Below are 13,380 nucleotides of genomic sequence, written 5' to 3'. Positions count from 1 at the left end.
AATGAAGTCATTGCAAGTGGAGCAATAATAATGGAAATTAAATATGCGCTGGACACTTAAGCCTAAACCAGAACAACAACAAATAGATCAACTAGCCCAAGCCTTGCAAGTGGATGGTTTGGTGGCGCATTTGCTTTTACAAAGAGGAATTTCCACATATGAAGAGGCAAAAGCTTTTTTTAGACCCCAATTAGCAGATTTATACGACCCATTTCTAATGAAAGATATGGATGTTGCGGTCAATAGAATAGAAAGGGCTATTGAAAATGGAGAAAATATTCTTGTCTATGGGGACTACGATGTCGATGGCACCACATCTGTGGCGTTGGTTTCTTCTTATCTTTTGGAGGAGTATCCCAATGTGGCGACCTATATCCCTGACAGGTATGATGAAGGGTACGGAATTTCATTTAAGGGAATAGATTTTGCAGAGGACAATGTTTTTTCTCTCATTATTGCACTGGATTGTGGGGTAAAAGCCATTGAAAAAGTGGCTTACGCCAGTGAAAAGGGAATAGATTTCATTATTTGCGACCATCACAGGCCGGGGAACCAATTACCCAATGCCGTTGCTGTATTGGACCCTAAAAGGGATGATTGTTCTTACCCTTATGATGAACTTTGCGGTTGTGGGGTAGGTTTTAAATTGGTACAAGCTTTGGCAGCTAAGAAAGGACAAACCATTGATGATTTAATTCCGTACTTGGATTTGGTTGCAACGGCCATTGCCGCGGATATTGTCCCAATGACTGGCGAAAACAGGGTTTTGGCCTATTATGGACTTAAGGTAATAAATAGTAATCCAAGGATAGGGATACAGGCCATCATAAATCAAATCAAAAAGAGAGAGCTCACCATTACCGATGTTGTCTTTATTATAGCTCCAAGAATAAATGCCGCAGGGAGAATTGAACATGGCCAACATGCTGTAAATTTATTAACGGAAACAGATTTTGACCAAGCTGAGATTTTTGCCAAACAAATAGAAGAGTTCAATACGGATAGAAGAGGACTGGATAAAGAGATTACCCAAGAGGCATTTGCACAGATTCTTGAAAATGATGAAGAAATAGGGTTCACAACGGTTGTTTATAAAGAAAGTTGGCATAAAGGTGTCATAGGGATTGTGGCCTCCCGTTTAACAGAAACCTACTACAGACCTACTTTGGTTTTTACTAAAAGTGGTGAAAAATTGGCTGCGTCGGCAAGATCTGTAAAGGGTTTTGATGTGTACAATGCCCTAGAAGGTTGTGCAGAGTATATTGAACAGTTTGGAGGGCATAAATATGCAGCTGGACTTACCTTATTGGAGGAACAATATTCGGGTTTTAAAAAGCAATTTGAAAAAGTGGTTTCAGAAACTATTGATACAAGCTTGTTGACACCAGAAATAAAGATTGATGCCCAGTTGGAATTAAATCAGATTACACCCAAACTTATGCGGATTTTAAATCAGTTTGCTCCTTTTGGTCCTGGCAATATGGCACCGGTTTTTATGACGGATAATCTACAGGACACTGGATATGCAAAATGTGTTGGCGAAGACGACAAACATTTAAAATGTAAAGTAAGGCCAAGTAATGATGTCACATCAAGAGGAGTCAATAGGTCTATAGATGCCATTGGTTTTAACCTTGGAAACAAAATAAATTTAGTGGTCAATAAAAAACCCTTTAGTGCGGCTTATGTTTTGGATGAAAATGAGTGGAATGGTAAAATAAGCCTTCAATTAAGGATAAAAGACATAAAATAGGCTCTTTTCTTAATCAATATTAATCATGTGATAACCACAAAACATCAATAAAAACACGAAGAATTAATTAAAAAGGCCGTTTTCATTAGAAAACGGCCTTCCGCAAAACTAGTATAAACCTAAAGAGTGCTAAATAGGGCGTTTAAAATCCCTACCTAGTTTATTATAAAAGTTCAAACTCAAACTCTGGATAACCTCTTTCCCCACTTTCATTAACAAGAGCAGTAAAACGAATTTTATAGATATTTCCATCAGCATCTTTTAGAACATAATAAATATCATCCTTAATGGAAGGAAGAGTGCCTGGACCACCACCATTTCTCCAACCACTTCCAATGGCACGTGCCTCGGTTACAAAAGAAGCTTCTTCCACGCTGGATAAAGTGAAGTCTGCATAGGCTATTGTTGCGGCCTCTACTTGATATGCTCCAACTCCCGAAAGACTATTTGTCGCAATGAAATCTGAATACCCATAAGAACCAAAACCAGGTATTTCATTGGTAAAAACTGTAAAATTCATATCCCACTTATCACTTGCTGGTTGTACAGATACTATTTTTTCCGTATCAAAGCTAAAATGGCTAAAGTGGTATCCCGTATTTTTAGAAACGGTTACTTCCGTATGTTCCGATGCATCTAAATCAGCATATTGTAATACATAATCCGTACCACTACGAAGTATTCTTATTTTTTTCCATCCACGTGGATCATCGCTTATATCTACACTGCCTATATCAGGAGTATCAGTTCCCACTTCAAACCCAAGGTTCAATAAATAAACAGTGTTGTCTTCGTCTGTTTCCGAAATCTCAGCAATTGCAGTAGTTGTTATCTCACCTGTAACCCCATCTACGTAGGCTGTATTTGCGGCATCAAAAGTGCCAACAGCAACTTGTGGCTGTAATTCGGCAACATCCTCCGGTGTTACGGCATCTATATCTGTAGCTTCCAATTTAGCGGCAGCCATAAAAATGGATCCGTTTAGTGTTACTCTATATTCATCTCCACTATGGAACCCTAAATCCCAACTTGCACGATTGGCAGAGGATTGTGTTAAAGAACTTAAATCTACATATACCTGGTTAGGCTCATTTGGACCACCCACTTCTGGAGCAAAACTACCGGCGGTGGCTGCAGTCTCGGCAAAACTGATCTGTAATTGAGTATTTCCATTGGATATAGCATCTGGAATACTAATGGAAGCTATACTGAAAGTAACCAATTTTGTAGTGCCCTCAATGGCATCTTTTAATTTGTTAAATGTAAATGATGTGCTGTTAGTTGATTCGGCAATATCAACCACAATTGAACCTGATGCGCCAGATGGAGATGTGGTGAAATCTTCCGTATCACCATAGGTCGCATTTTCAGTAGTATAATTTATGGTTACGGTGCCACTTTCCAATGTTGTGGCAGAAAACACCAAAGTTATTTCTTTTTGGGTGTCAACAGTATCAAAACTTAAAGATGGATTTTCAAATGCAACAACCAATGTCTCTGGAACGGTTTCATCATCGCTACTACAGCTAACCCCAATGAAAAGGAGAGTAAATATTAGTAAATAAGGGATTGGATTTTTCATAAAAATTGATTTTTAGATATTTAGTTTATATAAAAATTTTACAAAATAGGACCTTCCATATCCTAAAAGGAGCCCATTGTTGGCGGAAGAATGTATTTCTCCCCCGAGACTTGTCTGTCTATTTATTCTTGTAATATTGAACAAGTTCCTTGCCCCTAGGGTCAAGTGCACTTTTTTGTCCATAAATGTTTTTTTGATCGATGCATCCGCCCAGCTATACCCGTCCTGTTTAACCCTAATGAAGTTGTTGACATCTCCCTCATTATCCAATAGAAATTGATATTCAGGTCCATTGTACTTAAAGAACAAGGAGAAAACTGTATTGATTTTGGGCAGGGAATATGCCAAATTGGTATTGGCCTGTAATGCATATAGATAATCGTCGTTATAGGCGCCATCACTTTCCAGCACTTTGCTTTGTCCAGAAAAGGACAACCCCACATTGAATTGCAGATTATCATATGAAAGCCCGTTGGTAAATGAAAGGCCCCAAGTTTTATAGAGGTCTATATTGTTATATTGGTAGGCCAAGGGGCTTGGATTTACAATGGTTAGCTCTATGCGATCATCTACTTTTAGATACCATGTGGAAAGTTTACTGTTGAGCTGCCAAGAAAGGTCCTCTGAAAAAAATGTTTTCTTAAGGTGCAAAAAGGAAGAAAACCCACGTTCTGGTTTTACATTTATGTTTCCTCGTACATCATGGTTAACGTCCACAAAGTAGGTGAAAAGCTCATGGTAGTTGGGGTTTCGGGGGGAACTACCTACAACAGCACGTAATTGATAATTATTTTTAAGAACATAACGCACACTTAAAGAATGGGCCATTTGGGCATCAAATTGGGACGAAAGCATTAATCTTGTTCCGGGTTGGACAGATAATTTTTTTCCAATGGGAATTTCTGCTGTGGCAAAGGCATCGTATGATTCCAATCGTCTTTCAATATTGTCACCATCAAAACTGCCCGCTAGGGCAGAAGAATACCCTTTAATATTGCTTAGCTCGTATCCAAGTTGAAAATCAAGTTTATCCGTTGTAAAAAAGTTGGTAAAAGTGCCCCTGGAATAAAGTCCCTTTCGGGATTCGTATTCCTGTTTATTTATATCAAATTTTTCTCTTGCATTAATGCGATAATTGTACTGCTCAATATTTCTTTTTTGTTGCTGATAAGATGCAGAGATGTCATAGTTTAATTGTCCAAATACCTGCCCTACTATGTTTGCATGGTGGTATAGCCTGGTTGATGTAAAAATTTCGTCCGTAGCTGTGGGATTGGTGGTCTGTGTAGCGGAATTGTAGTTCTCTCTTACAATGGAATCGTACCGCTCTATTGTTTCATCAAAATATTCCAATCGGTAAAACCCTTGAAAGTTCTTTGTGGCATATCGTAATAATCCTTTTCCGGAATATTGTTCTTTCGGCAACCACTCAAACCCTCTTTTTCCATCGTTTAAAGGATGGTGCTGGCCAAGTTGTTCATTGGAAAAACCTGTAAAATCATTATGTGTAAACCCTGCATTAATGTACCAATTTTTAGAAATCTGATTTCCAATTTTTAAGGATTGTATGTGGCGGCCTTTATCAAAAAAGCCATATTCACTACCAAGGGTTTCTTCTTGTATATATGGCGTTATTTCCCACTTATGTTGGGATTCCTTTTTAGTAATAATATTTATAATACCAGAAACGGCGTTGGAGCCGTACTGGACACCCATGGAGCCTTCCACTATTTCTATTTGCTCAATGTCATCAAGATTTATTTGGGTTAAATCGGTGTTGTTACCCAAACCTTCATCATTGATCAAGGGAATATTATCCACTAATATTTTAAAGTATTGCCCATCAAGGCCAAAAAGGCTCACATTACTTTTTCCGGTTGAAGGATTGGGTTGTATGGTAATATTTAGAGATTGATTTAATACATCTGCCAAGGTGCTTCCGCCAAGAAGCTCTATTGTTTCCTGTTTAATGACCTTAACCTCGAAAATAGACTTATCTACACTTTTCTTGTTTATTTGTCCCGTAACAACTACTTCATCCAAATTATTTAATGCAGGAATACTGTCAATATGACTTTCAATCTCTTGGGCAAAGAAAAAAAAGGGAAACAAAAAGGTTAAAGAGAATAGTTTTGCCTTCATTTATTATTTAGACTAAATCTTAATAAAAATAATTTTCAACAAATATATTAGTTATTTTTAATCAATCTAAATAAATTTAATATTTTTGTCAAAGAATTTTATCCATCAACTTTAAAAGAATCATTATGAAAACATTTAAGCCCATAACAGCATTATTAGTGTTGATAATGTTTGGAGGAATTGCACAAGAAGGCAAAAAACAGCAGGACATTGAAGCCATTAAGGCAATGTGTGGCTGTTATGACATTACTTTTAAGTACACTGAAACTTTTGCACCAGAAATTGATTATGAACAGCACCATGATTATACGGCTTCTGCCCATGAACTTGCTTTGCTAATAGAAGATGAGGACAACAAACTTTCTATCCAACATTTATTGGTACTTAGAGATACCATGGTGATTAAGCACTGGAGGCAGGATTGGTTGTATGAAGACCAGAAAGTGTTTCATTACGATAAGGACAACAATTGGGTATTTAAGACAGTTCCCGCGAAAGAGATAAAAGGACAGTGGACACAGAAAGTGTACCAAACGGAGGATAGTCCAAGGTATGCCGGCTCTGCTACTTGGATTCATGCGGATGGAAAACACTATTGGGAAAATAAATCCAGCGCACCGTTACCAAGAAGAGAGTATAGTAAACGCAGTGATTATAATGTTATGTTTAGAGGAAACAGACAAGAAATAACAAATTTTGGCTGGGTTCATGAACAGGATAATGACAAAATTATTAGAGAGGATGGAACGGAAGATGTTTTATTGGCACAAGAAAAAGGATACAATATTTATAAAAAAGTGCCAGATGAAGAGTGTGCTGTTGCCAAAGAATGGTGGGCAAAGCATGGTGATTTCTGGGCAAAAGTACGCACTTCATGGGATAAAGTCTATGATAGGGAAGGGGATTTAACCCTAAAGAAAGCAGTGGATGAAAAGCCTTTGTTTATGCACCTTTCATCTTTGGAAAAAGAAAGTGGTAACCAGGAAGATATAAATGGGGTGCTGCAAAAATTTATTGAGAAAAAGACAACTGCCCATGTTGAGGGGAAATAAAACAGTACTTGGTACGGTCGTCATAATAAGTACGACCATACTTTTATTCTCGTTTGTAAAGGTTCAGTTTCCACCACGTCTTCAAAAAAAGGTAGATAGCGCCATTAAGACAACTTATGCCATTGAAGCCTACAATTTGGATCCCATAAAAGTTTCAGATAGAATAAATAGGGATACAAAAGCGGAATTGGGAGGAGACAATCTTTTTAAGGTCCATTCAGCCAAGGAGTTTGTTGGCTATATCTATGTTGGGGAAGCCCCAAGTATGAAAAAAGTGTTTGACTATGTGATTCTTTTTAATCCTGACTTGACCATAAAAAAATCAAAAGTACTTATCTATCGTGAGGATTATGGTTTGCAGATTGGTAGCCAACGTTGGCTAAAACAATTCATAGGATTATCCATTATGGATTCCGTTGTTTATGAGGAAACTATAGATGGTATTGCTGGAGCTACTATTTCTGCAAATAGTATGACTCGTGCCACAGATAATGTATTAAAAACACTTAAAGTGCTCAAAGAAAATGAACTTTTGTAAATCCTATGAACGATATTGATCATATTTATAGCAATAATTTTGGAGTGGCTTTTCAATGGAGGAGAGGTACTGCCAAACATTATAAAAAGGTGCAAGTGGTTTTTAGGGACACAGGTCTTTTATTATCCAAAGAAGAATTGGTTCAGTTTTCCAAAAACATTAAATGCACTAAAGGGGAAAGTGGACTTTGTGGCCAATGTACCCAAGATGAAGGTTGTAGAGCATTGCTTTTAGATACTCCAGCCCCCCAAATTACTTTGGCAGTTAGCTACAAAGAGCTTCAGGCAATCCAAGATTTGATTGAAGGGACCTTATTCCAAATAAATCTAGATAATTATTTGGGGGATATTGTGGGTAGTTAGCCCTTTTTCAGTATCATTTTTGGGCAATAAAGAATACCTTTGTGCCTTTATTTTCTTGCGAAATGAGCGCTAAAGACCCATATGCTGCCTTACGATATAAGGAGTTCAATATTTTTTTACTTGTCCGTTTTGCTATGGTCTTTGCTTGGTCCATGCAATTTATTGTAATAGAATGGCAGGTGTATTCCATGACCAAAGACCCTCTTTCATTGGGAATAATTGGACTTATGGAAGTTATCCCAGCAGTTTCCATGGCGCTTTTTGCTGGGCATGTAGTGGACCAAAAGGAGAAACGAAGCCTTTTGGTAAAATGTATTTTGGGATTTTCGGTCATTAGTTTTGGACTGTTCTTATTGAGTTGGCCAGAGATTATAAATGGAGTTCCATCAAAAAGTATTTTGTACGGTATTTATTTTCTTGTGTTTTTGGGCGGTTTTGTCCGTTCTTTTATTGGACCTACAATTTTTTCCTTGGTTGCACTAATTGTTCCTAAAAAAATATATCCCAATGCCGCTACTTGGAGTAGTTCCACTTGGCAAGTGGCCTCGGTAGTTGGACCAGCATTGGCAGGTTTTTCCATTAGTTGGATAGGAGTCCATTGGTCAATGTGTTTGGTATTTACCTTTTCGCTCATTGCTCTTATTGCGCTTTTCAGAATTTCAAAAAAGCCTATTTTAAACCCAAAACTAGGCGAGCCAGTGATGAACAGCTTAAAGGAGGGATTAAAATTTGTTTTTAATACCAAAGCTGTTTTTGGGGCATTGACCTTGGATATGGTTGCTGTCCTTTTTGGGGGGGCTGTAGCACTACTACCAATTTTTGCGCAAGATATTTTACATGTGGGTTCCCAAGGATTTGGTGTATTAAGGGCTGCCCCTGCGGTGGGAGCCAGCATTACCATGTTGGGTTCTGCCTATTTTCCACTACATAGACATGCGGGTAAAAAGCTGTTGTGGGCTATTTTTGGGTTTGGTGTGTGTATCATTGTTTTTGGGCTTTCCACTTCCTTTTGGATATCCGTTATGGCCTTGTTTATAAGTGGTGCAGTAGATGGGGTTTCCATGATAATTCGCCAGACCATTTTACAATTGAAAACTCCAGACCATATGCGGGGCCGGGTAGCCTCTGTAAATTCCATGTTTGTTGGCTCTTCCAATGAATTGGGTGCTTTTGAAAGTGGATTTACCGCTAAATGGATGGGCACTGTAACTGCCGTAGTTTTTGGTGGTGCTATGACATTATTTACAGTGGGACTTACCAGTATTGCCTCTCCTAGTTTTAGAAAACTGGATTTAACCAAAGATTTGGAAGAACATGAGGCGGATATATAGGATTGAACCTTGCTTTTTATAGTTAGGGCTAATAATCATAAAATTTTGAATAAAAAAAGCCCCGTAGGCGGGGCTTGATTTTTTGTAGGTAATTTAAAGATTTGGGTCTTCACTAAAACTTAACAACAGTGTAAATATATAAGTGCACTAAATATTTTGGAAACTATTGTTGTGAACCCCACAAAATATGTTGTAAGAAAAGGATTACAATATGTTTACAATGAAACTATGCCTTTTGGGAGCCAAAATAGATAGTGGAAACTCTTATTCTATTTTGTTCTTTTTAAGATTTAAGGTATTTCCATCAAAAACGGCATAGGTGTAATGGATAATCCAATCCCCTAGATTTATATATTTAGATTTTTCGTTGAGGTCAATCTCCAAAGGTAAATGGCGATGTCCAAAAATAAAATAATCATAATGCAGGTCTTCCAGCTTTCTTTTGGCATATTGCACCAACCATTCGTTTTCTTCACCCAAAAACTTAATGTCCTCATCACCCGAAATCAATTTGTTTTTTACTGAAAGATACTGTCCCAATTTTACCCCTAAATCTGGATGTAGCCATCTAAATAACCACTTGGAGAATGGATTTGTAAAAACTTTTTTCATTCGTTTAAAGCCCTTGTCTCCAGGTCCAAGACCATCGCCATGGCCAATAAAAAATGAAGTGTTGTTTATTCTAAATTGTTGTGGCTCATGAAAAACGGGGATATTCAATTCTTCCTCAAAATACCCATTCATCCAAAGATCATGATTGCCAACAAAATAGTAAATTGGTATCCCAACATCCGATAATTCTGCCAATTTCCCCAATGTTCTAGTAAACCCTTTTGGAACTACGGTTTTATATTCAAACCAAAAATCAAAAAGGTCTCCCATCAAGAAAATTACACCTGCATCTTCTTTTATTTTGTCTAACCAAGCCACAAATTTTTTCTCTCTGGGAAGGCTTTGCTCCATTGTGGGAGCTCCCAAGTGGTTGTCACTGGCGAAATACACTTTTTTACCTGTTGGAAGGGTAATGTTCTTCATTTATCAAACAAATATAGTTAAAGATTAGCGAGAATAGAACCACATAATATGTGCTAACCATCATTTTCCATGGGATATTTTATAAATTTAAACTCCTCTAAAATATATGGTATGAAGTTTTTTGTTTCTCTTATAGTCGCTGCTTTTATTCTTTCATGTAATAACTCACCACAGTACGATACAGTTATTAGAAACGGAACTATTTATGATGGCACTGGAGATAAGCCATATGTGGGTGATGTGGCTATAAAAAATGATAGAATTTTTGCTGTGGGAGATGTAAAGGGCAATGGACAAAACGAGATAGATGCTACAGGAAAGGCTGTCTCTCCAGGATTTATTAATATGTTGAGTTGGGCGAATATAAGCTTGTTAGAGGATGGCAGGTCTCAAGGCGACATTAGACAAGGGGTTACCCTTTTGGTTATGGGAGAAGGGAGTTCCATGGGGCCGTTGAACGAAGAAATGAAGAAGGATATGTTAAACGGTCAGCAAGAAATAAAATTTGATGTTCCATGGACCACACTTGGTGAATATTTATCACATTTGGAGGAAAAAGGCGTTTCTACCAATGTTACTTCATTTGTAGGTAATGGCACCTTACGAAGACATGTTTTGGGGTATGACAATAGAAAACCCACCCCCCAAGAGCTAGAACAAATGAAAGCTCTTTTGGCCAAGGCCATGGAGGAGGGAGCCGTAGGCGTTTCATCTTCCTTGTTATATGCTCCAAGTATGCATTCGGATACGGAAGAATTGATAGAGTTGTCAAAAGTGGCAAGTGCCTATGACGGAATGTATATTTCCCATATAAGAAGTGAAGGAAATGAGCTCATAGAATCTGTTGATGAGGTTTTAAGCATTGCCAAAGAAGCGGATATAAGGGCAGAAATATACCATCTTAAAGCCTCTAGTGAAGACAATTGGCCAAAATTAGATACTGTTTTCACTATGATAGACAATGCCAGAAGTAAAGGCTTGGAGATTACTGCCGATATGTATACCTATAACGCAAGTTCAACGGGACTTCATGTTATGTTACCGGAATGGGTGCGTGAAGGAGGGGTTGAAAATATGTTGGAGCGGTTGAGAGACCCGTTGAAAAAGGAAAAAGCAATAAAAGAGATTTATTGGAGGGTTCCAGCACATGGAGTATTGTTCGTGGGCTTTAAAAACCCGGAATTACGTAAGTTTTTGGGAAAACGCTTGGACGAAGTGGCAAAGGAAATGAACTTGCCAGAAGATGAAGCCATTGTTGAACTTATTCTAAAAGACCAAAGTCGAATACAAGTGGTCTATTTTTCAATGTCCGAAGATAATATTGACAAAAAAATTCAACAACCTTGGATGAGCTTTTGTTCGGATGCCGGTTCTTATAGTACAGAAGGAGTATTTCTAAATCAAAGTACACATCCACGTGCGTATGGTTCATTCATTAGAGTTTTGGGACTTTTTAGCAGAGATAAAAAACTTTTCCCTTTGGAAGAGGGTATTAGAAGATTGACGTCTTTTCCCGCCAATAACCTAAAAATTAAGGACAGAGGGTTGTTGAAAGAGAATTATTTTGCGGATGTTGTCATTTTTGACCCTTTGATAGTAAACGATAAAGCAACTTTTGAAAAACCCCACCAATACGCCGTTGGGGTGGAATATGTTTGGGTAAATGGCATGGCCGTTCTAAAGAATGGGGAACACACCGGAACAAATGCAGGAAGATTTGTAAAAGGTCCTGGGGCTACTAAGTAATCCTTTATCAAATTTTAATTATCAGCAGCATGCCATTCTGCATAGGCGGTTTCTGTTTCTCTTAGTTTTATGGAGTGTAACTGTATTTCTTTGGGCAATCTGGCTTTTATTTTTGTAGCAAAATCTATCACCATATTTTCACTGGTGGGTTGGTAATCGGCCAAAATTACTTTATGGCCCCGATCTGTCAACTCTTTAGCCAAATCCACATGTGGGGTGTTTTTATTGAATACCGTTGCATGGTCAAAAGGGTCTACAACTTCTTCTTCCACAATCTTTTTTAGGTCGCCAAAATCGATGACCATTCCCAATTTTACGTCAGAGGTATCGGCAATGGGTTTTCCAATAACAGTTACGGAAAGCTTATAGCTATGGCCATGTACATTTTTACATTTTCCGTCATAACCGTATAGTGCGTGGCCTGTTTCGAAAGTAAATTGTTTGGTAATCCTAATAGTGCCCATAAGAGTAATTTGCGAAGCAAAGGTAGGGATTCTTTTAAATTATTGGTTAAGGAAGGGTTGCGTCCAAGCGGTTTCGTATTTTATATTTTCTATAGGGTTCTCCTGGAGTTTGTTAGAAGTAATTTTACTTCTAACAAAGAGTAAATCATCGGTTATTTCAAATTTTGCGGAAGTATCTTCATAGGATGCCAACTCTTTTATGGTTGTTTCGCCTTTAAGACATCCATAGAATGCTATCTTATAGGAGATTCCTGTTTCAGCTTCTATTTCTACAGAAATGCTGCTGGCATCATATTTCAAGTTTTTCAGTATAACCCCTGTAGTGGAATAAAAATCCCCATTTTCCATAGCATTAATTAGAGCAGGAGCAGATAAGGTATCTGCTTGTACCATTACCCAGCCCCTGCCAGAGTTACTCCATTCACGGCCCATTTTATGATAATTGTGTGAATCATCTGTTGCCAGTCCATACATAATGGGCTTTTTGCTCTCTATATAGGAAATATTGATAAGGTCCCACATTTCTTCAGTGGATATATGGGTGGAATCGCCCATATTATGTACCATAGGATGTCCATTGTAGACTTCAAAAAACCGTTCCCCATTAAGCTTGATCATGTCTTCCAAGCTAACTCCGTAATAAAAATTCGGGTGATTTATATGTGGCATAATTGGAACACCGGTTTCCTTACGTTGGTTTAGTACTTGATCTATGTTATTTTGAAGTACTTCCGCAACACTATTACCACCCTGTGGACTAATTTTTTGTTGAATGTTGGTGGCGTTCATATGAATGTGCTTATCCTCATATTTATCAGTTATTTCTTCGGAGTGAATTACCAAAAACTCTCCCGGCTTTTCAAATAGATTGCTATACTCAGCATAAGTTTTTAGTTTTACGTTTATTTTTCCAGAGTCAATTTTGTAATCTACCCAATCTTTCCCATAAGTATCCAAATATTTTTTAAAGCTATTTTGATATATGGAATCCTCACGGACCTGGATCCATTTTTCGTCCATTGAAATAGTATTGTGATCAGAAAGGGATATGAATTGATAGTTGTTGGATTTGTACCAATCTAAAATAGTTTCGGGAAACTCGTCACCATCGCTCCAAAAAGAGTGGGTATGGAGATTTCCCTTGTACCATTTTTTTTCAACTTCCTTTTCTGGATTTTTCTGGTTATCTCCACAGCTAACAATAATGAAACTGAATATTAGTGAAATTATAAAAGCTATATTTTTCATTTTTATATAGGTTGGATAGTTGTGTGATAAAATTAAGGAAAAGGTACTGCAATTCGGAGGATAAGGGTTCTTGATATTTTTAAAAATTACAATTGTTAAAAACTTTCTACTCCTTTTTAATCAATTT

At 37.6% G+C, this 13,380-nt stretch carries 11 protein-coding genes; 6 read left to right on the top strand and 5 right to left on the bottom strand.

The window, feature by feature from the left end; all coding sequences use genetic code 11:
- The first annotated feature begins 43 nt into the window (after nucleotides 1-43).
- A complete protein-coding gene (gene recJ, locus GGR42_RS09225; RefSeq protein ID WP_167963111.1) occupies nucleotides 44-1,753 on the top strand; it encodes a single-stranded-DNA-specific exonuclease RecJ in 1,710 nt (569 codons plus the stop codon).
- 163 nt (nucleotides 1,754-1,916) lie between these two features.
- On the opposite strand, the gene GGR42_RS09220 is transcribed toward recJ, so the two are convergent.
- On the bottom strand, nucleotides 1,917-3,335 hold the full coding sequence (locus GGR42_RS09220) for an HmuY family protein (protein ID WP_167963109.1): 1,419 nt from the start codon (nucleotides 3,333-3,335) through the stop codon (nucleotides 1,917-1,919).
- 12 nt (nucleotides 3,336-3,347) lie between these two features.
- Nucleotides 3,348-5,477: a TonB-dependent receptor plug domain-containing protein gene (locus tag GGR42_RS09215; protein ID WP_167963107.1), complete on the bottom strand. Its 2,130-nt coding sequence runs from the start codon at nucleotides 5,475-5,477 to the stop codon at nucleotides 3,348-3,350.
- A gap of 125 nt (nucleotides 5,478-5,602) precedes the next feature.
- On the opposite strand from GGR42_RS09215, the gene GGR42_RS09210 reads away from it, so the two are divergent.
- The 4 genes from GGR42_RS09210 (at nucleotide 5,603) to GGR42_RS09195 (ending at nucleotide 8,760) form a co-directional block, all read left to right on the top strand.
- Nucleotides 5,603-6,529 (top strand): DUF6607 family protein, encoded by a 927-nt coding sequence (locus GGR42_RS09210; RefSeq protein ID WP_167963105.1) that lies wholly within the window; start codon nucleotides 5,603-5,605, stop codon nucleotides 6,527-6,529.
- Nucleotides 6,513-7,067, top strand: coding sequence for an FMN-binding protein (locus tag GGR42_RS09205; protein ID WP_167963103.1), 555 nt, complete (start codon nucleotides 6,513-6,515; stop codon nucleotides 7,065-7,067). Before GGR42_RS09210 ends, GGR42_RS09205 begins: the two co-directional genes overlap by 17 nt.
- Nucleotides 7,068-7,072: 5 nt before the next feature.
- Nucleotides 7,073-7,429 (top strand): hypothetical protein, encoded by a 357-nt coding sequence (locus tag GGR42_RS09200; RefSeq protein ID WP_167963101.1) that lies wholly within the window; start codon nucleotides 7,073-7,075, stop codon nucleotides 7,427-7,429.
- 62 nt (nucleotides 7,430-7,491) lie between these two features.
- Complete coding sequence (locus tag GGR42_RS09195) at nucleotides 7,492-8,760, top strand: MFS transporter (protein ID WP_167963099.1); 1,269 nt, start codon at nucleotides 7,492-7,494, stop codon at nucleotides 8,758-8,760.
- A 264-nt stretch (nucleotides 8,761-9,024) separates the two neighbouring features.
- On the opposite strand, the gene GGR42_RS09190 is transcribed toward GGR42_RS09195, so the two are convergent.
- Nucleotides 9,025-9,786, bottom strand: a complete 762-nt coding sequence (locus GGR42_RS09190) for a UDP-2,3-diacylglucosamine diphosphatase (protein ID WP_167964435.1) — start codon at nucleotides 9,784-9,786, stop codon at nucleotides 9,025-9,027.
- A 120-nt stretch (nucleotides 9,787-9,906) separates the two neighbouring features.
- Here GGR42_RS09190 and GGR42_RS09185 point away from each other — a divergent pair, with 120 nt between their 5' ends.
- Nucleotides 9,907-11,541: an N-acyl-D-amino-acid deacylase family protein gene (locus tag GGR42_RS09185; protein ID WP_167963097.1), complete on the top strand. Its 1,635-nt coding sequence runs from the start codon at nucleotides 9,907-9,909 to the stop codon at nucleotides 11,539-11,541.
- Nucleotides 11,542-11,555: 14 nt separating this feature from the next.
- Here the strand turns inward: GGR42_RS09185 and GGR42_RS09180 are convergent, their stop codons facing one another.
- A complete protein-coding gene (locus tag GGR42_RS09180; RefSeq protein WP_167963095.1) occupies nucleotides 11,556-12,005 on the bottom strand; it encodes a 6-pyruvoyl trahydropterin synthase family protein in 450 nt (149 codons plus the stop codon).
- Nucleotides 12,006-12,044: 39 nt separating this feature from the next.
- On the bottom strand, nucleotides 12,045-13,253 hold the full coding sequence (locus tag GGR42_RS09175; protein WP_167963093.1) for a PHP domain-containing protein: 1,209 nt from the start codon (nucleotides 13,251-13,253) through the stop codon (nucleotides 12,045-12,047).
- Nucleotides 13,254-13,380 lie beyond the last annotated feature (127 nt).

The organism is Saonia flava (assembly GCF_011927795.1).
Classification (GTDB): domain Bacteria; phylum Bacteroidota; class Bacteroidia; order Flavobacteriales; family Flavobacteriaceae; genus Saonia; species Saonia flava.
This window is presented reverse-complemented; position numbering and strand designations above follow the sequence as displayed.